Source organism: Pseudomonas sp. BW16M2, from assembly GCF_014268865.1.
Taxonomy (GTDB): Bacteria; Pseudomonadota; Gammaproteobacteria; order Pseudomonadales; family Pseudomonadaceae; genus Aquipseudomonas; species Aquipseudomonas peradeniyensis.
Map to the genome: position 1 here is coordinate 567,024 of NZ_JABWRI010000001.1, position 21,508 is coordinate 588,531.

The window sequence follows — 21,508 nt, forward strand, 5'->3', positions numbered from 1 at the left end:
AGAAGCTTTAGTGAGCAAGTTGTATGCCGCTCCTACAGGGACCGCGCAGGGATTGAAGCGCAGGCATAAAAAAAGGGCCCGGAGCGTGCGCTCGGGCCCTTGAAAGGTTGAGAGGTGTCTAGTCCCTCGACCTGGTGAGACTGTTTGCAGCGGTCTGGGTTACGCCTTCAGCGGAACCAGACGGGGAGCGATCATGTTTTCCGGACGCAGGATGTCGTTGAGCATCTCTTCGTCCAGCAGCTTCTCCTCGCGCACCAGTTCCAGCACGCCGCGGCCGGTTTCCAGGGCGACGCGGGCGATACGGGTGGCGTTTTCGTAGCCGATGTACGGGTTCAGGGCGGTGACCAGGCCGATCGAGTGCTCGACCAGTTCACGGCAGCGCTGTTCGTTGGCGGTGATGCCGACGATGCAGTGCTCGCGCAGCATGTCCATGGCGCGTTGCAGCAGGCGGATCGAGTCGAAGATCTTGTAGGCGATCAGCGGTTCCATCACGTTCAGCTGCAGCTGGCCACCTTCGGCGGCGACGGTCAGGGCCAGGTCGTTGCCCATGATGGCGAAGGCCACCTGGTTGACGGCTTCCGGGATTACCGGGTTGACCTTGCCTGGCATGATCGAGCTGCCTGGCTGACGCGCTGGCAGGTTGATTTCGTTGATGCCGGTGCGCGGGCCGCTGGACAGCAGGCGCAGGTCGTTGCAGATCTTCGACAGCTTGACCGCGGTACGCTTGAGCATGCCGGAGAACAGCACGAAGGCGCCCATGTCGGAAGTGGCTTCGATCAGGTCGGCGGCCGGGACCAGCGGCTGGCCGCTGATGGTCGCCAGGCGCTGCACGGCCAGGGCCTGGTAGCCAGGGTCGGCGTTGATACCGGTACCGATGGCGGTGCCGCCCAGGTTGATTTCGGTCAGCAGTTCCGGAGCCAGCGAGCGCAGGCGCTGCAGGTCTTCGGTCATGGTGGTGGCGAAGGCACGGAATTCCTGGCCCAGGGTCATCGGCACGGCGTCCTGCAGCTGGGTACGGCCCATCTTCAGTACGTGATCGAACTCTTTACCCTTGGCGGCGAAGGCCTGGATCAGGCTGTCGAGGCTGGCCAGCAGGGCGTCGTGGCCCAGCAGCAGACCCAGACGGATAGCGGTCGGGTAGGCGTCGTTGGTCGACTGCGCCATGTTCACATCGTTGTTCGGGTGCAGGTACTGGTACTCACCTTTCTGGTGGCCCATGTGCTCCAGTGCGACGTTGGCGATGACTTCGTTGGCGTTCATGTTGGTGGAGGTGCCGGCACCGCCCTGGATCATGTCCACGACGAACTGATCGTGGAAGTCACCCTTGATCAGTCGGGCGCAGGCTGCAGTGATGGCAGCGTGCTTGGCATCGCTCAGGTGCCCCAGCTCACGGTTGGCGTCGGCAGCGGCCTGCTTGACCATCGCCAGGCCGACTACCAGTTTCGGGTAGTGCGACAGCGGAACGCCGGAGAGGTGGAAGTTGTTGGCAGCGCGCAGAGTCTGGATGCCGTAGTAGGCATCGGCAGGGACTTCAAGGGTACCAAGCAGATCTTTTTCGACGCGGAACGATGCAGCGGAGGACATGATGGATATCATCTCGATTTTGACCCGGCACCTGCCGGAATGGCGCCAATGCTAGGGCTGCCCGGATTTTGCGGCCAATGCTGTTGCACGCTAACCTATGCACAAACGGCATACGGTTTGATGTGACGCCGATTGACAATCGAGCGTGTTCCATTTTGGTGCACGCGTTGCGGAGTAGTCGATGAACCTCGAAAGCAAATGGCTGGAGGACTTCAGTGCCTTGGCCTCCACGCGCAGTTTTTCCCAGGCGGCCGAGCGCCGTTTCGTCACCCAGCCGGCCTTCAGCCGACGCATACGCAGCCTGGAGGCGGCACTCGGGCTGACCTTGGTGAATCGTTCCCGCACGCCCATCGAACTGACCGAGGCAGGACAGCTGTTTCTCGTCACGGCGCGTACCGTTGTCGATCAGTTGAGCGAAGTTCTCCGCCATTTGCATCACCTCGAGGGTGGGCAGGGCGAGGTGATCCAGGTGTCGGCCGCGCACTCCCTGGCATCGGGCTTTTTCCCGCGCTGGGTGGCGCAGTTGCGCAACGATGGCTTGAACATCGCCACGCGCCTGGTGGCCACCAACGTCGGTGATGCCGTTCATGCATTGCGCGAGGGCGGCTGCGACCTGATGCTGGCCTTCTATGACCCGGACGCCGCCCTGCAGATGGACGCCGAGATCTTCCCCTCGCTGCACATGGGCACCACCGAAATGCTTCCGGTGTGCGCCGTGGGTCCGGACGGCAAGCCGCTGTTCGACCTGGAGGGCGAGGGCAGCGTGCCGCTGCTGGCCTACAGCGCTGGCGCCTTCCTCGGCCGTTCGGTCAACCTGCTGCTGCGCCAGCGCAACCTGCGCTATACCACTGTCTATGAAACCGCGATGGCCGACAGTCTCAAGAGCATGGCGCTCGAAGGCATGGGCATCGCCTGGGTGCCGAGGCTGTCGATGCGCGGCGAGCTGGAACGTGGCGAACTGGTGATCTGTGGCGGCAGCCAGTGGCATGTGCCGCTGGAAATCCGCCTGTACCGCTGCGCGCTGGTGCGCAAGGCCAACGTGCGCTTGCTGTGGCGCAAGCTGGAGGGCGGCTCAGTTGACCCGAAAGTCAGCCAAACCCCCGAAAAATAAGGGCGACACTTGGTCGCCGGGGGTGCCGTGATCGCCTCGCGTTACGCTATACTGCGCGGCCCCTCGACCGGATAGATCCGGTCATGATCAGCAAACAAGCCACGCCGGTCGTCCCGCGTGGCTTGTTGTTTTTTGACGCGCCTGCGGGCGCACAAGCGAAGAGGCTCGACGATGAGTGCACTGGTTGGCGTGATCATGGGCTCCAAGTCCGATTGGTCCACCCTTAGCCACACCGCCGATATGCTGGAAAAACTCGGCATTCCCTACGAGGTGAAGGTGGTTTCCGCCCACCGTACCCCGGACCTGCTGTTCCAGTACGCCGAGGAGGCCGAAGGCCGCGGCATCGAGGTGATCATCGCCGGTGCTGGCGGCGCCGCCCACCTGCCGGGCATGTGCGCCGCCAAGACCCACCTGCCGGTGCTGGGCGTGCCGGTGCAGTCGTCGATGCTGTCGGGTGTCGATTCGCTGCTGTCGATCGTGCAGATGCCAGCTGGTGTTCCCGTGGCCACCCTGGCCATCGGCAAGGCCGGCGCGATCAACGCCGCGCTGCTGTCGGCGAGCATCCTGGGCGCCAAGTACCCGCAGTTCCACGCGGCGCTCAAGCAGTTCCGCACCGAGCAGACCGACACCGTTCTGGACAATCCAGATCCGCGCCAGGCTTGAGGTTGACGCTATGAAGATCGGTGTAATCGGTGGCGGCCAACTGGGCCGCATGCTGGCCCTGGCGGGCACCCCGCTGGGCATGAACTTCGCCTTCCTCGACCCGGCCCCGGACGCCTGCGCCGCCCCGCTGGGCGAGCACCTGCGCGCCGACTACGGCGACCAGGACCACCTGCGCCAGCTGGCCGACGAAGTCGACCTGGTGACCTTCGAGTTCGAGAGCGTGCCGGCGGAAACCGTCGCCTTCCTTTCGCAGTTCGTGCCGGTCTACCCGAGTGCCGAGGCCCTGCGCATCGCCCGTGATCGTCTGTTCGAGAAGAGCATGTTCCGCGACCTGGGGATTCCGACCCCGGCTTTTGCCGACATCCTCTCGCAAGCGGACCTGGATGCCGCCGTCGCCAGCATCGGCCTGCCGGCCGTGCTCAAGACCCGCACCCTGGGGTATGACGGCAAGGGCCAGAAGGTCCTGCGCAAGCCTGAGGACGTGGTCGATACCTTCGCCGAGCTGGGTAGCGTGCCTTGCCTGCTGGAAGGTTTCGTACCGTTCACCGGCGAAGTGTCGCTGGTGGCCGTGCGTGCCCGCGATGGCGAAACCCGCTTCTACCCGCTGGTGCACAACACCCACGACAGCGGCATCCTGAAACTGTCGGTGGCCAGCGACGCGCACCCGCTGCAGGCCCTGGCCGAAGACTACGTCGGTCGGGTGCTGCAGAAGCTGGACTATGTCGGCGTCATGGCCTTCGAGTTCTTCGAAGTCGACGGCGGCCTGAAGGCCAACGAGATCGCCCCGCGCGTGCACAACTCCGGGCACTGGACCATCGAAGGCAGCGAGTGCAGCCAGTTCGAGAACCACCTGCGTGCCGTCGCCGGCCTGCCGCTGGGTTCGACCGCCAAGGTCGGCGAGAGCGCCATGCTCAACTTCATCGGCGAAGTACCGCCGGTGGACAAGGTCGTGGCCATCGACGATTGCCACCTGCACCACTACGGCAAGGCATTCAAGGTCGGGCGCAAGGTCGGCCATGCCACCCTGCGCTGCGCCGACATGGCCACCCTCAAGGCCAAGATCGCCGAAGTAGAGGCGTTGATCGCCGGCTGATCGAACTTCTGGCCGGCAATGCCGCTCTGAGATGGCAACATGCCAAAGCGCTGACTAGGCTTTGGCATGTTTCATGTTCATCACAGAGGGATTGCCATGGGCATCATTGGAACCATCTTCATTGGCCTGATCGTCGGCCTGCTGGCGCGTTTCCTGAAACCGGGTGACGACAGCATGGGCTGGATCATGACCATCCTCCTCGGTATCGCCGGCTCCCTGGCCGCCACCTATGGCGGGCAAGCCCTGGGCATCTACCAGGCCGGGCAGGCCGCAGGCTTCTTCGGGGCCCTGGTCGGCGCGATCATCCTTCTGGTGATCTACGGCTTCATCAAGAAGAACTGAACACAGGCTAGAATGCCCGGCAATTCAATCCCGAGTTGCCGAGCATTCCCATGCGTGCGTTATTCCTCGTCCCCCTGCTGCTGGCCAGCGCCCTGGCCCATGCCGAACTGCCCGAGACCGACTGGCTGGAGCTGATGCCCAAGTCGGACCAGAAAGCCCTCGAGCAGATGCCCGAGATCGACCACGACTCCCCGGAAGCCCAGGGGACCTTCACTGCCAAGGGTGGCCTGAAGCAGAGCAAGGGCTTGCCTGCGGTAATGTACTCGACCAAGACCGTGGCAGCGATGAACGGCAAGCAGATCCGCCTGGGCGGGTATCCGGTGCCGTTGGAGAGCGATGCGAAAGGCAACAGCACGTTGTTCTTCCTGGTGCCGTACCCGGGCGCCTGCATCCATGTTCCGCCACCGCCGCCGAACCAGCTGGTGCTGGTGCGTTATCCGAAAGGTTTGAAGATCGACGACATCTACACGCCGTTGTGGGTGACCGGCACGCTGAAGGTGGAGACGGTCAGCAATGACCTGGCGGATGCGGCGTATGCGCTGGAGGCGGGGCAGGTGAGGGTGGTGGAAGACGCCGACCTCTAACGCATTCTGGGGCTGCTTGCAGCCCATCGCGACACAAGGCTGCTCCTACAGGGATCACGCGAATCCTGTGGGAGCGGCCTTGTGTCGCGAAAGGACCGCGTAGCGGTCCCGGAAAACTCAGAGCACTTCGCTACCGATCGCCACGCTCATCGCATGACTCGCCCCCGGCTTGAGCACCACCAGGTCATCCATCACATTGGCCGTCTCGATGCACAGCATGCGCTGCCAGCCATCGTCGGCCATGTCCGGCAGGTCGCGAGCGCGCTCGGTCCAGGGGTTCCAGATCACCGCGGTGCGTGAGCCGCCGGCCTGCAAGGTGATGCGTCGGTTCCAGTGCGGGTCGACGATGGCCAGGCGCTCGGGGGCGTTCAGGTAGATGCGATCGGTCTCGCCCGTAAAGCCCAGGTTGCCCTGCTGCTGGCGCTGCTCCCAGTTGGCCAGGGTTTCGATATAGGCCAACCCGTCCACGCCTTCCACCTGCACCTGACGCACGTCGCTTACCGCGAAGTAGCTGTGCAGGGCCTGGCTCAGGGTGACGTCGGTATTGCCGAGGTTGTAGCTGGTGAGGGTCAGCTTCAGCTGGTCGCCCAGTTCCACCAGCAGCTTGAGCTGGACCTCGTGGGCCCAGCCCGGCAAGTCGCCCTGGGCTTCGGGCAGTTCGAATTCGATGTGCAGGCTTTCGCCGTGCTCCTCGGCCCCCAGCAACTGCCAGTCGCGCCCGCGCACCAGGCCGTGGGCCGGTGGCTGCTCGCCCTTGAACATGGCTTTGACCGAATCCGGGTTGCGTTCGAAGATGCCGAACCAGGGCCAACACACCGGTGCGCCGGCGCGCACCGACTTGCCCTTGCGCAAGATGGCCAGGTCGCTCAGCCACAGCAGCGGCGGTTCGCCGATCCGCTGGTAGCTGAGGACCTGCGCGCCCTGCTGGGCGATCAATAGTTCGGCATGCTCGCTGGTAATGCGCCAGCAATTGAGTTCGCCGTGAAGCTCGGTCTCGACCGTGAAGTTAGCCATTGCGCTCGTCTCATTGATTGTCTGTCAGGCCGTTGGACCCGGTGACGTGCAATGAGTTTACCGCTCGCTCGGCTCAGCGACGAGGCACCGAGCGGGTGCGACCGCTGCCGTCGATGGCGACGAACACGAACACGGCTTCAGTGACCTTGCGCCATTCGCTGGACAGCGGGTCGTCGCTCCACACTTCGACCATCATCTGGATCGAGCTGCGGCCGATCTCCAGGGTCTGGGTATAGAAGGACAGCTGCGCGCCCACCGCCACCGGCACCAGGAAGGCCATGCGGTCGATGGCCACCGTGGCCACTCGGCCACCGGCGACGCGGCTGGCCATGGCGGTGCCGGCCAGGTCCATCTGGGCGACCAGCCAGCCGCCGAAGATATCGCCGAAACCATTGGTCTCGCGTGGCAGCGCGGTGATCTGCAAGGCCAGGTCGCCCTGCGGGATAGGATCTTCTTGTTCGAGCTCAATCATGCCGTGGGGCCTCTGACCCGTGAAGCTTCGTTGGTGGCGCAATGAAGGACGCCGTAAAAACGATTCAGCAACACGCATACTACGCTGATTTCGCTTCGCGAGGCGGCCAAAGGGAAACTCTGCGAAACAGTCTGACAACAATGACCGACGTTTTCGCACAACTTCCCACAATGGAAGCAACCTTTTCCTACGAGCGGGCAGTATATATACCTGCACAGCCAGCGACGACCGCACATTCATGAATATCTGTATGGATTTTGTACCGCTATGAGCGCGGCTCGGCTATTTGCTATCTTCGCTGCCTAGCCAATCCAGAAGCCGCATGCCAAGCGGTCCGCAGACCTACAAGAGAAAGAACAGCGATGACCTCCGTGCAGAGCAGTATCGAGCAGCCGTCCCGGCCGTTGTCCCGCAGTGACTACAAGACCCTCTCGCTGTCCGCCCTGGGCGGAGCCCTGGAGTTCTACGACTTCATCATCTTCGTGTTCTTCGCCACGGTGGTCGGCAAACTGTTCTTCCCCGCCGACATGCCCGAGTGGCTGCGTCTGATGCAGACCTTCGGCATTTTCGCCGCCGGCTACCTGGCGCGCCCCCTGGGCGGCATCGTCATGGCCCACTTCGGCGACTTGCTCGGGCGCAAGAAGATGTTCACCCTGAGCATCTTCCTGATGGCGGTGCCGACCCTGGTGATGGGCCTGCTGCCCACCTATGCGCAGATCGGCCTGTGGGCGCCGATCCTGCTGCTGTTGATGCGGGTGATCCAGGGCGCGGCCATCGGTGGCGAGGTGCCGGGGGCCTGGGTGTTCGTCTCCGAGCACGTGCCAGCGCGCAACACCGGCTATGCCTGCGGCACCCTGACCGCCGGCCTGACCTCGGGCATCCTGCTTGGCTCGCTGGTGGCGACCCTGATCAACACGCTCTACACCCCCGAGGAGGTGGCGGATTACGCCTGGCGTATCCCGTTCCTGCTCGGTGGGGTGTTCGGCTTCTTCGCGGTCTACCTGCGCCGCTGGCTGCATGAGACCCCGGTGTTCGCCGAGATGCAGGCGCGCAAGGCCCTGGCCGAAGAACTGCCGCTGCGCGCGGTACTGCGCGACCATCGCGGTGCGATCATCCTGTCGATGCTGCTCACCTGGCTGCTGTCGGCCGGCATCGTGGTGATCATCCTGATGACCCCGGCCTTGCTGCAGAGCCTCTATCACGTCAGCCCCACCGACTCGCTCAAGGCCAACAGCCTGGCCATCGTGCTGCTCAGCCTGGGCTGCATCGGGGCTGGTAGCCTGGCCGACCGTTTCGGCGCCGGGCGAGTGTTCATCGTCGGCAGCCTGACGTTGCTGGCGTCGTCCTGGGCCTTCTACCACAGCCTGCCGACCCGTCCGGACCTGCTGTTCCCGCTGTACGCCCTGACCGGCCTGTGCGTGGGTATCGTCGGTGCCGTGCCGTACGTGATGGTCAAGGCGTTCCCGCCGGTGGTGCGCTTCAGCGGCCTGTCGTTCTCCTACAACCTGGCCTACGCGATCTTTGGCGGGCTGACGCCGATGGTGGTGACCGCGCTGCTCAAGTTCAGCCCGATGGCGCCGGCCTACTACGTGGCGTGCCTGTGTGCCGTTGGTCTGTTGGTGGGCACCTATTTGCTCGCTCGTAAACGCTGACACCCGCTCTAAAATCCCCCTCTGCAACATCCTGTAAAGGCCATCCCGGTTCCCGGTGATGGCCTTTCATCCAATTGTCATATTCGAGTCATAGAGTGTTCATGCGGCCTGCAGATACTTGGGCCCGTTCCATCTCACAACCCACGATATTCCTGCTAGGAGCAAGGCATGAAACTGAAGCGTTTGATGGCGGCCCTGACCTTTGCCGCCGCTGGCGTCGCTGCCGCCAATGCGGTCGCCGCTGTCGATCCTGCAATCCCGACCTACACCAAGACCACCGGTGTATCGGGCAACCTCTCCAGCGTCGGTTCCGACACCCTCGCGAACCTGATGACCCTGTGGGCCGAGGCCTACAAGAAGGAATATCCGAACGTAAACATCCAGATCCAGGCCGCCGGCTCCTCCACCGCGCCGCCCGCGCTGACCGAAGGCACCGCCAACCTGGGCCCGATGAGCCGCAAGATGAAGGACGTCGAGCTGCAGGCCTTCGAGCAGAAGTACGGCTACAAGCCGACCGCCATCCCGGTCGCCGTCGACGCCCTGGCCGTGTTCGTGCACAAGGACAACCCGATCAAGGGCCTGACCATGGCCCAGGTCGACGCCATCTTCTCCTCCACCCGCCTGTGCGGTGGCAAGAGCGAGATCAAGACCTGGGGCGACGTCGGCGTGACCGGCGACCTGGCCAACAAGCCGATCCAGCTGTTCGGCCGCAACTCGGTATCGGGCACCTATGGCTACTTCAAGGAAGAAGCCCTGTGCAAAGGCGACTTCAAGCCTAACGTCAACGAACAACCTGGCTCGGCCTCGGTCGTGCAGTCGATCAGCTCCTCGCTGAACGGCATCGGCTACTCGGGCATCGGCTACAAGACCGCCAGCGTCAAGACCGTGCCTCTGGCCAAGAAAGACGGCGGCACCTTCGTCGAAGACAACGAAGCCAACGCCCTGAACGGCACCTATCCGCTGTCGCGCTTCCTCTACGTCTACGTCAACAAGGCGCCGAACAAGCCTCTGGCACCGCTGGAAGCCGAGTTCGTCAAGCTGGTGCTGTCGCAGGCCGGCCAGCAGGTTGTCGTGAAGGACGGCTACATCCCGCTGCCAGCCAAGGTGGTCGACAAGACCCTGGCCGACCTGGGCCTGTCCCACGCGGGTAACGTTGCAAAGAAGTAAGTAACTGAGGACGAGGCCGGTGACCACAATGCCGGCCTCCTCCACGAATTCCTTAGTCCGAAGCCAGGGCTCCTGAGCGGCGGGCTTTTTTGCGTCACTGCACTGTCATGTTTTTGTCATACGGGACCGCTAGGGTGTGCGCATGAATGATCTGGCCAACTCCACAATGACCCAAAATTCTCCTCCCGTGCGCATTGATTTCAATACGCCCGAGTTGCAACGCAAGCGCCGCATGCGCGCCCTCAAGGACCGTCTGACCCGCTGGTACGTCCTGGTGGGCGGCCTCGCCGTGCTGGCAGCGATCACGCTGATCTTCTTCTACCTGGCCTATGTGGTGCTGCCGTTGTTCCAGGGTGCCGAGCTGACCAGCAAGAAGGCCCTGGAGCCGACCTGGCTGCAACAGGACGCCGGCAAACCCCTGATGATCGCCCTCGAGGAGCAGAACCTCGTGGGCATGCGTGTGTCCGACAAGGGCCAGGCGCTGTTCTTCGACACCAAGACCGGCAATGAACTGAAACGCGTCGACCTGCCGCTGCCTGCCGGCGCCCAGGTTAGCTCGATCAGCACCGACCAGCCTGGCAGCCCGCTGGTGGTACTGGGCCTGTCCAATGGCCAGGCGCTGGTGTTCCACCACACCTACAAGATCACCTATCCGGACAACAAGAAGACCATTGAGCCGGGTATCGACTACCCCTATGGTCAGGACCTGTTCACCCTGGATGACCAGGGCCGCGCGCTGGAACACGTGAGCGTCAACGTCAATGGCGACACCCTGCTGCTGGCCGGCTCCACCGGTGCGCACCTGCAGGTGGTCGAACTGTCTCGCACCGAAAACATGATGACCGACGAGGTCACCATCGAGCAGAACCGCATCGAGCTGCCGCAGATGACCGAGGTGGTGAAGAACATCTTCATCGACCCGCGCCAGCAGTGGCTGTACGTGGTCAACGGTCGCGCCACCGCCGACGTGTTCAGCCTGCGCGACAAGAGCCTCAATGGTCGCTACAAGCTGCTGGAAGACGGCAACGCCGAAATCACCGCGACCGCCCAGCTGGTCGGTGGCATCTCGCTGATCTTCGGTGACTCCAAGGGCGGCCTGAGCCAGTGGTTCATGGCCCGGGATCCGGACGGCGAGTCGCGCTTCAAGCTGATCCGAAGCTTCCAGCTGGGCAAGGCCCCGGTGGTGCAGATCGACGCCGAAGAGCGCCGCAAGGGCTTTATCGCCCTGGACAGCGAAGGCAAGCTCGGTGTGTTCCACAGCACCGCGCACCGCACCCTGCTGGTCGAGCCGGTCGCCGAAGGCGCGGGCGTGCTGGCCCTGTCGCCGCGCGCCAACCGCATCATCATCGAGGAAGGCGGCAAGCTGCTGCCCCTGAGCCTGCGCAACCCGCACCCGGAGATCTCCTTCAGCGCGCTGTGGGGCAAGGTCTGGTACGAGAACTACGACGAGCCTAAATACGTCTGGCAGTCGACCGCCTCGAACACCGACTTCGAACCCAAGCTGAGCCTGTCGCCGCTGACCTTCGGTACGCTCAAGGCCGCGTTCTACGCGATGATCCTGGCCGCTCCGCTGGCCATCGCCGCCGCCATCTACACCGCCTACTTCATGGCCCCGGGCATGCGCCGCAAGGTCAAGCCGGTGATCGAGCTGATGGAAGCGATGCCGACGGTGATCCTCGGCTTCTTCGCCGGCCTGTTCCTCGCGCCGTACCTGGAAGGCCACCTGCCGGGCGTGTTCAGCCTGTTCGTGATCATGCCAATCGGCATCCTGCTCGCCGGCTTCAGCTGGAGCCGCCTGCCGGAGTCGATCCGCCTGCGCATCCCGGATGGCTGGGAAGCGGCGATCCTGATCCCGGTGATCCTGGTGATCGGTTGGTTCGCCCTGTACATGAGTCCGTTCCTCGAGAGCTGGTTCTTCAAGGGCGACATGCGCCTGTGGATCAGCAACGACCTCGGCATCACCTACGACCAGCGCAACGCCCTGGTGGTCGGTATCGCCATGGGCTTCGCGGTCATCCCGAACATCTACTCCATCGCCGAAGACGCCGTGTTCAGCGTGCCGCGCAGCCTGACCCTGGGTTCGCTGGCCCTGGGCGCCACGCCGTGGCAGACCCTGACCCGCGTGGTCATCCTCACTGCCAGCCCGGGTATCTTCTCGGCGCTGATGATCGGCATGGGCCGCGCGGTGGGCGAGACCATGATCGTGCTGATGGCCACCGGCAACACCCCGGTGATGGAGATGAACCTGTTCGAGGGCATGCGCACTCTGGCCGCCAACGTGGCCGTGGAAATGCCCGAATCGGAAGTCGGCGGCAGCCACTATCGTGTGCTGTTCCTCGCCGCCCTCGTGCTGCTGATGTTCACCTTCGTGATGAACACCCTGGCCGAGCTGATTCGCCAGCGCCTGCGCAAGAAATACTCGTCGCTTTGATAGAAAGGTAGAGATCCGTGAAAAAGGATTCCCTCAAAGGCTGGTTCAAGAGCGGCGCCCCCGGCGTCTGGATCAGTGGTGGCGCGGTCGCCATGGCGGTCATCATGACCGTCGGCCTGCTGGCCGTGATCGCCGTGCGCGGCCTGGGCCACTTCTGGCCGGCCGACCTGGTCCAGGCCACCTACAAGGTGCCGGGCCAGGCCGACCACGTGGTCATCGGTGAAGTGGTACAGAAGGAAGAAGTACCCCGCGAACGCCTCAAGGGTGCCGGCCTGCCGGTGCCCGAGCAGGGCCCGGAGTTCATGACCCGCGAGCTGATCAAGGTCGGTAACCGTGACCTCAACGGCACTGACTTCACCTGGGTCGTGGGCGAGTGGCTGGTCGACCAGCAAAAGCCTGTCGATCTGATCGCCCTGGAGCGCCGCGAGTGGGGCAACTTCTATGGCTACCTGGTCAGCGTCAAGGAAGAAGGCCGCGTGGTCGCCCAGGGCCCCGAGGCCTGGACTGAGCTGCAGACGCGCCTCAAGCGCGCCAGCGAACTCAACGACCAGCTGGTGAAGCTGGAGAAGAAGGACATCGGTGCCATCAACCATGGCCTCGAGCGCCTGCGCCTGCACGGCCGCAAGCTGGAACTGGATGGCAAGCTGGATGCCGCCGCCCAGGCCGACATGGACGCCGAGCGCGCCGAGCTGAACAACCGCTACAAGGCCATCGAGGAGCGCCTGACCGGCCTGCACCAGGCTTTTGCCCGCGACAGCCTGGTAGCCCGCGACGGCAACGGCCGCGAGGTGGAGATCAACCTGAGCAAGGTGGTCCACGCCATCCAGCCGAACGCCATGTCCGGCCTGACCAAGATGGGCGCCTACTTCGCCAAGGTGTGGGAGTTCCTCAGCGACGACCCGCGTGAGGCCAATACCGAGGGTGGTATCTTCCCGGCCATCTTCGGCACCGTGATGATGACCCTGATCATGGCCGTGATCGTCACCCCGTTCGGCGTGCTGGCGGCGGTGTACCTGCGCGAGTACGCCAAGCAGGGCCCGGTGACCCGCTTGATCCGCATCGCGGTGAACAACCTGGCCGGCGTTCCGGCGATCGTCTACGGCGTGTTCGGCCTGGGCTTCTTCGTCTATGTGCTGGGTGGCTCGATCGACCGGCTGTTCTTCCCCGAGTCGCTGCCGGCGCCGACCCTCGGCACCCCAGGCCTGCTGTGGGCCTCGCTGACCCTGGCGCTGCTGGCGGTGCCGGTGGTGATCGTGGCCACCGAGGAAGGCCTGGCGCGGATTCCGCGGACCGTGCGCGAGGGCTCGCTGGCCCTGGGCGCGACCAAGGCCGAGACCCTGTGGAAGATCGTCCTGCCGATGGCCAGCCCGGCCATGATGACCGGCATGATTCTCGCCGTGGCTCGCGCCGCCGGCGAAGTGGCGCCGCTGATGCTGGTGGGTGTGGTGAAGCTGGCGCCGTCGCTGCCGGTGGATGGCAACTACCCGTACCTGCACCTGGACCAGAAGATCATGCACCTGGGCTTCCACATCTACGACGTCGGCTTCCAGAGCCCCAACGTCGAGGCCGCGCGGCCGCTGGTGTACGCCACCGCGCTGTTGCTGGTGCTGGTGATCGCCACCCTCAACCTCTCGGCGGTGTGGATCCGTAACCACCTGCGCGAGAAGTACAAGGCCCTCGACCACTGATCCTGATTGCAAGCGTGCCGCCCGAACACCGGGCGGCCCTTTGAAACGAATTGATAGCGTATGGAGTTGACCATGCAGCATGAATCCCACGCCCACGGCATCGACATGTCGGCCCTGGGCCGCGACAAGCAGAGCCTGCGCCTGGCCGAAGAGACCGTGGCCATCGAAGTACCTGGGCTGTCCCTGTTCTACGGCGACAAGCAAGCGCTGTTCGACGTCAGCCTGAACATCCCCAAGCAGCGCGTGACTGCCTTCATCGGCCCGTCCGGCTGCGGCAAGTCCACGCTGCTGCGGACCTTCAACCGCATGAACGACCTGGTCGATGGCTGCCGCGTGGAAGGCGCCATCAACCTGTACGGCAACAACATCTACCGCAAGGGCGAGGACGTGGCCGAGCTGCGCCGCCGCGTGGGCATGGTGTTCCAGAAGCCCAACCCGTTCCCCAAGACCATCTACGAGAACGTGGTCTACGGCCTGCGCATCCAGGGCATCAACAAGAAGCGCGTGCTCGACGAAGCCGTCGAGTGGGCGCTGAAGGGCGCGGCGCTGTGGGACGAGGTCAAGGACCGCCTGCATGACTCGGCCCTGGGCCTGTCCGGTGGCCAGCAGCAGCGTCTGGTGATCGCCCGTACCATCGCCGTGGAACCGGAAGTGCTGCTGCTCGATGAACCGTGTTCGGCGCTGGACCCGATCTCGACGCTGAAGGTCGAAGAGCTGATCTACGAACTGAAATCCAAGTACACCATCGTCATCGTCACCCACAACATGCAGCAGGCGGCCCGCGTTTCGGACTACACCGCGTTCATGTACATGGGCAAACTGGTCGAATTCGGTGATACCGACACCCTGTTCACTAACCCGGCGAAGAAGCAGACCGAAGACTACATCACCGGTCGCTACGGCTAACGGTGCCTTTGGCGCAGCTGCAAGCTTCAAGCTGCGAGCTGCAAGAAGAAGCGGCCAGGGAATGACACGAACCACTTGAAGCTTGCAGCTTGAGGCTTGCAGCTTCTTCGCGGAGCGAAAGCATGATCAACAAAGAAAGCCTTACCCACCACATCTCCCAGCAGTTCAACGCCGAGCTCGAGGAGGTGCGCAGCCACCTGCTGGCCATGGGCGGCCTGGTCGAGAAGCAGGTGAACGACGCCGTCACCGCGCTGATCGAGGCCGATTCGGGCCTGGCCCAGCAGGTGCGCGAGGTCGATGAACAGATCAACCAGATGGAACGCAACATCGACGAGGAGTGCGTGCGGATCCTAGCCCGTCGCCAGCCGGCGGCCTCCGACCTGCGCCTGATCATCAGCATCTCCAAGTCGGTGATCGACCTGGAGCGCATCGGTGACGAATCGACCAAGATCGCCCGCCGCGCCATCCAGCTGTGCGAGGAAGGCGAGTCGCCACGCGGCTACGTCGAGGTGCGCCACATTGGCGACCAGGTACGCAACATGGTCCGCGACGCGCTGGACGCCTTCGCCCGTTTCGACGCCGACCTGGCGCTGTCGGTGGCCCAGTACGACAAGACCATCGACCGCGAATACAAGACTGCGCTGCGCGAGCTGGTCACCTACATGATGGAAGACCCGCGCTCGATCTCCCGCGTGCTCAGCGTGATTTGGGCCCTGCGTTCACTGGAGCGCATCGGCGACCACGCGCGCAACATTTCGGAGCTGGTGATCTACCTGGTGCGTGGCACCGACGTGCGCCACATGGGCCTCAAGCGCATGAAGGCCGAGGTGCAGGGCGAAGCGTTCGATGAGGGCGAAATCGCTAATGTTCCGGCTGAACCGGACGATAAATAGGATTGCTCCCGAGCATGAACGCCCGGCAACCGCCGGGCGTTTTCGTTTGCGGTCGAGCACCAGCAGGCACCCGCGAACCGTGTGAGAAGTCCCGGCGTGACCAGTGGTTTGGCAAATGGCCATCAGTCGGCGGTATGCTAGCCGGGATTCAAGAGGAGTATCGATGAGTAAAGTGAATGTGCTGGTCGTGGACGATGCCCCGTTCATCCGCGACCTGGTAAAAAAGTGCCTGCGCAACGCCTTTCCCGGCGTGGTGATCGAGGACGCGGTCAACGGTCGCAAGGCCATGGCCATGCTGAGCAAGGAACGTTTCGACCTGGTCCTGTGCGACTGGGAGATGCCCGAGATGTCCGGCCTCGAGCTGCTGACCTGGTGCCGCCAGCAGGAAGAGATGAAGACCATGCAGTTCATCATGGTGACCAGCCGTGGTGACAAGGAAAACGTGATCCAGGCCATCCAGGCCGGTGTTTCCGATTTCGTCGGCAAGCCGTTCACCAACGAGCAGCTGCTGACCAAGGTGAAGAAGTCGCTGACCAAGATCGGCAAGCTCGATGCCCTGATGTCCAGCGCGCCGGCGCGGGTCAACTCGGCGTTTGCCAACGACTCGCTCAGCGCCCTGACCGGCGGTCGTCCAGACGCGGCCAAGGTAACCGCGCCCGCCGCCGCGCCCGTGGCAGCGGCGGCCAAGCCGCTGATCAACGCCCCCACGCCGAAGACTGCCGCCGCGGCGGCCCAGACCGGCCGTGGCCAAGGCCAACTGCGCCTGTCCAGTGGCACCCAGCCGTGCATGATCAAGGCCCTGAGCCTCAAGGAAGCCCTGCTGGTGGTGCGCCGCGGCACCAACCTGCCGCAAGTGCTCGAAGGCGCGGTGCTGGACCTGGAGCAAGGCGAGAATGCCGAAACGGCGCGGCTGAACGGCTACCTGCACGCCATTGCGGCGCTGGAGCCAAAGCCTGAGAGCGACTGGCTGCAACTGACCTTCAAGTTCGTCGACCAGGATGCGCAGAAGCTCGACTACCTGTCGCGGCTGATCGCTCGCGGCACGGCGCAGAAGCACTTCACGCCAGGCGCCTGACGCCACCCTGGGCCCTGTAGGAGCGGGCGTGTCCCGCGATAACCCGCGAAGCGGGTACCATACGCTGCGCAAGTCGCTCCTGCAGGCACCACCCGACCAACTGTCATATCCCTCTCAAATCCGGCTGCTAGGCTTCGACAGAACACAACTGTCAAAAAGCCACCATCATGCCGCCCGCCCGCCTGCTGCTGTTCTGTGCCTTGCTCACGGCCTCGGCGTCGAGCCTGGGCATGACCGTCTACAAGACCACCGACACCTTCGGCGTGGTCTCCTACTCCGACCGCCCGAGCCCGGGGGCCAAGGTCTTCGTGTTCCGTGAGCCCATGGTCGAGCGCCTGGATGGCCAAGTTCGCCTGAAGACCGAGCCCTTTGCCGGTGGCGTGCGCTTTGTCGCCCGCAACGAACTGTTCGTGCCCATGGAGGTGGAACTGCGCGTGGAGCGCCTGGCCAATGCCCAGGGCGGCAACGCCCCGCGTATCGTCCGGCGCCTGGTGCCGCCGCGCTCTACCCAGGTGCTCAGCGTGGTCCAGGCCCGCCAGGGGAGCAGCCTCAGGTACGACACCAAGTTTCGCTATGCCATGGGCGACCCGGGCCAGCGCCCGCAGGGCTATCGCTATCCCTTCCCCTGGAAGGGCGGGCCGTTTCGTCTGAGCCAGGGTCCCAACGGCCGCTTCAGCCACTTCGGGCCCAAGGGGCGCTATGCCATGGACATCGCCATGCCCGAGGGCACGCCGATCATCGCGGCGCGGGGTGGGGTGGTGGTGAAGATCGAGAACAACCAGAGCGGGCGGGGCAACAACCCGGCGGGCAACTTCGTCAGGATCCTGCACCCGGACGGCACCATGGGCGTGTACCTGCACCTGATGCGCGGCTCGGTGGTTGTGGGCGAGGGGCAGCGGGTGGCCCAGGGGCAGGCGCTGGCCAAGTCGGGCAACACCGGCAACAGCAGCGGTCCGCACCTGCATTTCGTGGTGCAGCGCAATGTGGGGTTGGCGCTGGAGTCGATACCGTATCAGTTCGACCGGCCGATTGGCGGGTTGCCGGATTTCACGGCGGGCAATCCCTGAAGCATCGCGGGGCAAGCCCGCTCCCACGTGGGCTTGCCTCGCGATGACGTCACATCAATCCAGCTTGAGCACCTTGGCCAGCACGATCTTCGGCCCTTTCATCTTCTTGATGATGATGCGCAGGCCTTCGACCTCCAGCACTTCCTCTTCCTCGGGCACGCGCTTGAGGGTCTCGTAGACCAGCCCGGCCAGGGTTTCCGCCTCGATATGGTCGAGGTCGACGCCCAGCAGGCGCTCGACCTTGAACAGCGGCGTATCACCGCGTACCAGCAGCTTGCCCGGTTGGTAGGCGAGGATGCCGCGCTCGGTCTTGCGGTGTTCGTCCTGGATATCGCCGACCAGCACTTCCAGCACGTCTTCCATGGTCAGGTAGCCGATCACCTTGCCATCGGCTTCCTCCACCAGCACGAAGTGCGCGCCGCCCTTGCGGAACTGCTCCAGCAGCTGGGACAACGGCATGTGCCGGGAGACGCGCTCCAGCGGGCGGGCGAGGTCCTCGAGGTCGATGGTCTCGGGCAGGTGATCCAGCTCGGCCAGTTCCAGCAGCAGGTCCTTGATGTGCAGCAGGCCGGTGAATTCCTCGCGCTCGGCGTCATACAGCGGGTAGCGGCTGAACTTGTGGCGGCGCAGCAGGGCGAGGATTTCCTTCAGCGGCGCATGGGCGTCGATGCTGACCATGTCCTCGCGGGAGTTGGCCCAGTCGACTACCTCCAGCTCGCCCATCTCCACGGCCGAGGCCAGTACGCGCATGCCCTGGTCGCTCGGATCCTGGCCGCGGCTGGAGTGCAGGATCAGCTTGAGCTCCTCGCGGCTGTAGTGGTGCTCGTGGTGCGGCCCGGGCTCGCCTTGGCCGGCGATGCGCAGGATGGTGTTGGCGCTGGCGTTGAGCAGGTAGATCGCCGGGTACATCGCCCAGTAGAACAGGTACAGCGGCACGGCGGTCCACAGCGACAGCAGCTCGGGCTTGCGGATTGCCCAGGACTTCGGTGCCAGCTCGCCAACGACGATGTGCAGGTAGGAGATCACGAAGAAGGCGACGAAGAACGAGATCGCCTTGATCAGCTCGGGGCTGTCCACGCCCACGGCGGCCAGCAGCGGCTCGAGCAGGTGGGCGAACGCCGGCTCGCCGACCCAGCCCAGGCCCAGGGAGGCGAGGGTGATGCCCAGCTGGCAGGCCGACAGGTAGGCGTCGAGCTGGTTGTGCACCTTGCGCAGGATGCTGCCACGCCAGCCATGCAGCTCGGCGATGGATTCGACCCGGGTGGAACGCAGCTTGACCATGGCGAACTCGGCGGCAACGAAGAAGCCGTTGAGCAGCACCAGGAACAAGGCGAAGAGAATCATGCCGAAATCGGCGAACAACGAGGTGAGGCTGATACCAGGGGAAGGGTCCATGATGGAGTTTTTACGGGGTCCGTCTTTGAATTCAAGAGAAAAAAAGTGCCAGCGATGGCTGGCACGGGGGATCCAATGTAGCGGCTGGAGCCGCAAAAGCAAAGGGGATGCGTCCCATCGCGGGGCAAGCCCGCTCCCACGATCGCTCAGGCAATGCGTGGGAGCGGGCTTGCCCCGCGATGATTCAGGCTTTGCTTGACACCAATTGCGCCGGCGTAAAATGGCAGGTAAAGGTGCTGCCATGCCCCGGCACGCTGCTGATTTCCAGTCGCCCGCGATGGCGCATCAGCACATGCTTGACGATCGCCAGCCCCAGCCCGGTGCCGCCGGTATTCGACGCGCGGCTGGAGTCGACCCGGTAGAAGCGTTCGGTCAGGCGCGGCAGGTGCTTGGCCTCGATCCCCACCCCCGAGTCCTGCACGCTCAGGTGCGCGCCCTGTTCGTCGGTCCACCAGCGGATGCGGATATTGCCTTCGTCCTGGGTGTACTTGACCGCGTTGAACACCAGGTTGGAGAACGCGCTGCGCAGCTCCGACTCACTGCCCTTGAGACGAATGCCGGGCGCCGCTTCCAGGCTGATACGCTGGTTGCGCGGGCCGGACAGGGCCTGGGCGTCGTTCTTGATGGCGCCAAGCAGGGTGTCGACCAGTACCGGCTGGTTGTCCGAGGGGTAGTCGGTGGCCTCGAGCTTGGCCAGCAGCAACAGGTCGTTGAGCAGGGTCTGCATGCGCGAGCCTTGCGCGCTCATCTGCTGCAGGGCGCGGCTCCAGCGCGGGTTCACGTCCTCGACGTTGTCCAGCAGCGTCTCCAGGTAGCCGGTGATCACCGTCAGCGGCGTGCGCAGCTCGTGGGAAACGTTGGCGACGAAGTCCTTGCGCATCTGCTCGAGCTGGTGGATGCGGGTCACGTCGCGCACCAGCATCAGGTGTTCGTTGTTGCCGTAGCGGGTCAGGTGCAGCTGCACGCGCAGGCGGTCATTGATCGGCGACGGAATCTCCAGCGGCTCGGCGTAGTTGTCCGACTCGAAGTACTCCTTGAAGCGCGGGTGGCGCACCAGGTTGGTCACCGGCTGGCCGCCGTCCTGCGGCGTCTTGAAGCCCAGCAGGGTCTCGGCGGCGCGGTTCCACCATTCCAGGTTGCCTTCGCTGTCGAGCATGATCACCGCGTCGCGCAGGGCGGCGGTGGACTCCTGGACCCGGTCGATCACTGCCTGCAGGCGACCGCGCACGCGCTGGTCGCGACGCTGCAGGTGGTAGATGCTGTCGAACACCTCGCCCCACAGGCCGTAGCCGTCGGGCGGCGCCTCGTCGGGCTGGTGGTTGCGCAGCCAGTCGTGCAGGCGCAGCAGCTGCTTCAGCGTCCAGCCCAGGTACAGGGCCAGGCCGATGGCCAGGCTCCAGCCGTAGTAGCCGCTGACCAGCCCGCCGATCAGGCAGACGGTGATCAGCAGGAGCATGTGGCGAATCAGGGTCGCGTGCCAGTTCTGGTTCAATTGACAGTCCTTGTACAGCGGGCGCCGGGGCTTCGATCAGCTCTTGGTCGAGAAGCGATAGCCGGTGCCGCGGACGGTTTGTACCAGATTTTCATAGGCTTCACCCAGCGCCTTGCGCAGGCGACGGATGTGCACGTCGACGGTGCGTTCCTCGACGTAGACATTGCCGCCCCAAACCTGGTCGAGCAGCTGGCCACGGGTGTAGGCGCGCTCCTGGTGGGTCATGAAGAACTGCAGCAGGCGGTATTCGGTAGGACCCATCTCGGCCGGCTTGCCGTCGATGGTCACGCGATGACTGATCGGGTCGAGCAGCAGGCCACCGACTTCGATCGGCGCCTCGCTGTCGCTCGGGCCGGTGCGGCGCAGCACGGCCTTCAGGCGCGCCACCAGCTCGCGGGGCGAGAACGGCTTGGTGATGTAGTCGTCGGCGCCGACTTCCAGGCCCTGGATCTTGTTGTCTTCTTCACCCTTGGCGGTGAGCATGATGATCGGGATGTCGCCGGTCAGTTCGTCGCGCTTGAGGCGGCGGGCCAGCTCGATGCCCGAAGTGCCCGGGAGCATCCAGTCGAGCAGGATCAGGTCCGGCTTGCGGTCGACGATGATGGCGTGGGCCTGTTGCGAGTTCTCGGCCTCGAGGCAGTCATAGCCGGCCATTTCCAATGCAACGGCGATCATCTCGCGGATAGGCGCTTCGTCGTCGACGATCAGAATGTTTCTGCCAACCATGCTCAATTACCTCTCCCAGGAACGGTGTCTTGGCCCGCATTAGATAACGGAATTATTGCAGCTGTGTGACAGGGTGTTGGCCATTCTGGCGACATTGCGTGACTGGACTAGGCTTCAGGGGGCCGCGAAGGCGGCGCGCAAGCTCAATCCATT

General features: G+C 64.2%; 19 protein-coding genes. 13 read left to right on the top strand and 6 right to left on the bottom strand.

The genetic code is table 11. The features are described from left to right. Positions 1-159: 159 nt before the first annotated feature. Positions 160-1,584, bottom strand: a complete 1,425-nt coding sequence (gene aspA, locus HU735_RS02575) for an aspartate ammonia-lyase (RefSeq protein ID WP_050707561.1) — start codon at positions 1,582-1,584, stop codon at positions 160-162. Positions 1,585-1,765: 181 nt separating this feature from the next. Between aspA and HU735_RS02580 the strand changes: the two genes are divergently transcribed. From HU735_RS02580 to HU735_RS02600, 5 genes are all read left to right on the top strand, one after another. Continuing rightward, positions 1,766-2,695, top strand: a complete 930-nt coding sequence (locus HU735_RS02580) for a LysR substrate-binding domain-containing protein (protein ID WP_050707560.1) — start codon at positions 1,766-1,768, stop codon at positions 2,693-2,695. A 171-nt stretch (positions 2,696-2,866) separates the two neighbouring features. Continuing rightward, positions 2,867-3,358: a 5-(carboxyamino)imidazole ribonucleotide mutase gene (gene purE / locus HU735_RS02585; protein ID WP_050707559.1), complete on the top strand. Its 492-nt coding sequence runs from the start codon at positions 2,867-2,869 to the stop codon at positions 3,356-3,358. A 10-nt stretch (positions 3,359-3,368) separates the two neighbouring features. Then, positions 3,369-4,451, top strand: a complete 1,083-nt coding sequence (locus HU735_RS02590; protein ID WP_186712279.1) for a 5-(carboxyamino)imidazole ribonucleotide synthase — start codon at positions 3,369-3,371, stop codon at positions 4,449-4,451. Between the two features lie 96 nt (positions 4,452-4,547). Then, positions 4,548-4,793: a GlsB/YeaQ/YmgE family stress response membrane protein gene (locus HU735_RS02595; RefSeq protein WP_050707557.1), complete on the top strand. Its 246-nt coding sequence runs from the start codon at positions 4,548-4,550 to the stop codon at positions 4,791-4,793. Positions 4,794-4,843: 50 nt separating this feature from the next. Then, complete coding sequence (locus tag HU735_RS02600) at positions 4,844-5,377, top strand: DUF3299 domain-containing protein (RefSeq protein WP_028689975.1); 534 nt, start codon at positions 4,844-4,846, stop codon at positions 5,375-5,377. A gap of 117 nt (positions 5,378-5,494) precedes the next feature. Here HU735_RS02600 and HU735_RS02605 read toward each other — a convergent pair whose 3' ends face one another. Both HU735_RS02605 and HU735_RS02610 read right to left on the bottom strand, forming a co-directional pair. Then, complete coding sequence (locus HU735_RS02605) at positions 5,495-6,391, bottom strand: D-hexose-6-phosphate mutarotase (protein WP_186712280.1); 897 nt, start codon at positions 6,389-6,391, stop codon at positions 5,495-5,497. Between the two features lie 73 nt (positions 6,392-6,464). Next, on the bottom strand, positions 6,465-6,863 hold the full coding sequence (locus HU735_RS02610; RefSeq protein WP_003253317.1) for an acyl-CoA thioesterase: 399 nt from the start codon (positions 6,861-6,863) through the stop codon (positions 6,465-6,467). Between the two features lie 362 nt (positions 6,864-7,225). Here HU735_RS02610 and HU735_RS02615 point away from each other — a divergent pair, with 362 nt between their 5' ends. The 8 genes from HU735_RS02615 (at position 7,226) to HU735_RS02650 (ending at position 17,742) form a co-directional block, all read left to right on the top strand. Further along, positions 7,226-8,515 carry an MFS transporter gene (locus HU735_RS02615; RefSeq protein ID WP_186712281.1) on the top strand — a complete coding sequence of 430 codons (1,290 nt, stop codon included), beginning with the start codon at positions 7,226-7,228 and terminating at the stop codon, positions 8,513-8,515. A gap of 168 nt (positions 8,516-8,683) precedes the next feature. Further along, a complete protein-coding gene (locus HU735_RS02620) occupies positions 8,684-9,682 on the top strand; it encodes a phosphate ABC transporter substrate-binding protein PstS (protein ID WP_062575623.1) in 999 nt (332 codons plus the stop codon). Between the two features lie 142 nt (positions 9,683-9,824). After that, the gene (locus HU735_RS02625) at positions 9,825-12,113 is read left to right on the top strand and encodes an ABC transporter permease subunit (RefSeq protein WP_186712282.1); all 2,289 of its coding nucleotides are present in this window, start codon (positions 9,825-9,827) and stop codon (positions 12,111-12,113) included. Between the two features lie 17 nt (positions 12,114-12,130). After that, positions 12,131-13,801: a phosphate ABC transporter permease PstA gene (gene pstA / locus HU735_RS02630; RefSeq protein ID WP_050707551.1), complete on the top strand. Its 1,671-nt coding sequence runs from the start codon at positions 12,131-12,133 to the stop codon at positions 13,799-13,801. 72 nt (positions 13,802-13,873) lie between these two features. Beyond that, on the top strand, positions 13,874-14,707 hold the full coding sequence (gene pstB / locus HU735_RS02635; protein WP_110736314.1) for a phosphate ABC transporter ATP-binding protein PstB: 834 nt from the start codon (positions 13,874-13,876) through the stop codon (positions 14,705-14,707). 122 nt (positions 14,708-14,829) lie between these two features. Beyond that, positions 14,830-15,600, top strand: a complete 771-nt coding sequence (phoU, locus tag HU735_RS02640; RefSeq protein ID WP_023630537.1) for a phosphate signaling complex protein PhoU — start codon at positions 14,830-14,832, stop codon at positions 15,598-15,600. 163 nt (positions 15,601-15,763) lie between these two features. Beyond that, on the top strand, positions 15,764-16,675 hold the full coding sequence (locus HU735_RS02645) for a response regulator (RefSeq protein ID WP_186712283.1): 912 nt from the start codon (positions 15,764-15,766) through the stop codon (positions 16,673-16,675). A gap of 167 nt (positions 16,676-16,842) precedes the next feature. Then, positions 16,843-17,742, top strand: a complete 900-nt coding sequence (locus tag HU735_RS02650) for a M23 family metallopeptidase (RefSeq protein ID WP_186712284.1) — start codon at positions 16,843-16,845, stop codon at positions 17,740-17,742. A gap of 54 nt (positions 17,743-17,796) precedes the next feature. On the opposite strand, the gene HU735_RS02655 is transcribed toward HU735_RS02650, so the two are convergent. From HU735_RS02655 to phoB, 3 genes are all read right to left on the bottom strand, one after another. After that, positions 17,797-19,137, bottom strand: coding sequence for a hemolysin family protein (locus HU735_RS02655; RefSeq protein ID WP_186712285.1), 1,341 nt, complete (start codon positions 19,135-19,137; stop codon positions 17,797-17,799). Between the two features lie 184 nt (positions 19,138-19,321). After that, on the bottom strand, positions 19,322-20,593 hold the full coding sequence (gene phoR, locus HU735_RS02660; RefSeq protein WP_238349738.1) for a phosphate regulon sensor histidine kinase PhoR: 1,272 nt from the start codon (positions 20,591-20,593) through the stop codon (positions 19,322-19,324). Between the two features lie 72 nt (positions 20,594-20,665). Further along, positions 20,666-21,355, bottom strand: a complete 690-nt coding sequence (phoB, locus tag HU735_RS02665) for a phosphate regulon transcriptional regulator PhoB (protein WP_003253341.1) — start codon at positions 21,353-21,355, stop codon at positions 20,666-20,668. Positions 21,356-21,508: the final 153 nt, after the last annotated feature.

What these genes read in the sequence shown, in the direction of transcription:
- HU735_RS02595 (WP_050707557.1), top strand. Translation starts at nt 4,548, where the DNA reads ATGGGCATCATTGGAACCATCTTCATTGGCCTGATCGTCGGCCTGCTG.
- pstB (WP_110736314.1), top strand. Translation starts at nt 13,874, where the DNA reads ATGCAGCATGAATCCCACGCCCACGGCATCGACATGTCGGCCCTGGGC.
- aspA (WP_050707561.1), bottom strand. Translation starts at nt 1,584, where the DNA reads ATGTCCTCCGCTGCATCGTTCCGCGTCGAAAAAGATCTGCTTGGTACC.
- HU735_RS02590 (WP_186712279.1), top strand. Translation starts at nt 3,369, where the DNA reads ATGAAGATCGGTGTAATCGGTGGCGGCCAACTGGGCCGCATGCTGGCC.
- HU735_RS02610 (WP_003253317.1), bottom strand. Translation starts at nt 6,863, where the DNA reads ATGATTGAGCTCGAACAAGAAGATCCTATCCCGCAGGGCGACCTGGCC.
- HU735_RS02645 (WP_186712283.1), top strand. Translation starts at nt 15,764, where the DNA reads ATGAGTAAAGTGAATGTGCTGGTCGTGGACGATGCCCCGTTCATCCGC.
- phoR (WP_238349738.1), bottom strand. Translation starts at nt 20,593, where the DNA reads ATGCTCCTGCTGATCACCGTCTGCCTGATCGGCGGGCTGGTCAGCGGC.
- HU735_RS02605 (WP_186712280.1), bottom strand. Translation starts at nt 6,391, where the DNA reads ATGGCTAACTTCACGGTCGAGACCGAGCTTCACGGCGAACTCAATTGC.
- phoU (WP_023630537.1), top strand. Translation starts at nt 14,830, where the DNA reads ATGATCAACAAAGAAAGCCTTACCCACCACATCTCCCAGCAGTTCAAC.
- HU735_RS02620 (WP_062575623.1), top strand. Translation starts at nt 8,684, where the DNA reads ATGAAACTGAAGCGTTTGATGGCGGCCCTGACCTTTGCCGCCGCTGGC.
- HU735_RS02650 (WP_186712284.1), top strand. Translation starts at nt 16,843, where the DNA reads ATGCCGCCCGCCCGCCTGCTGCTGTTCTGTGCCTTGCTCACGGCCTCG.
- phoB (WP_003253341.1), bottom strand. Translation starts at nt 21,355, where the DNA reads ATGGTTGGCAGAAACATTCTGATCGTCGACGACGAAGCGCCTATCCGC.
- HU735_RS02580 (WP_050707560.1), top strand. Translation starts at nt 1,766, where the DNA reads ATGAACCTCGAAAGCAAATGGCTGGAGGACTTCAGTGCCTTGGCCTCC.
- HU735_RS02625 (WP_186712282.1), top strand. Translation starts at nt 9,825, where the DNA reads ATGAATGATCTGGCCAACTCCACAATGACCCAAAATTCTCCTCCCGTG.
- purE (WP_050707559.1), top strand. Translation starts at nt 2,867, where the DNA reads ATGAGTGCACTGGTTGGCGTGATCATGGGCTCCAAGTCCGATTGGTCC.
- HU735_RS02615 (WP_186712281.1), top strand. Translation starts at nt 7,226, where the DNA reads ATGACCTCCGTGCAGAGCAGTATCGAGCAGCCGTCCCGGCCGTTGTCC.
- HU735_RS02600 (WP_028689975.1), top strand. Translation starts at nt 4,844, where the DNA reads ATGCGTGCGTTATTCCTCGTCCCCCTGCTGCTGGCCAGCGCCCTGGCC.
- HU735_RS02655 (WP_186712285.1), bottom strand. Translation starts at nt 19,137, where the DNA reads ATGGACCCTTCCCCTGGTATCAGCCTCACCTCGTTGTTCGCCGATTTC.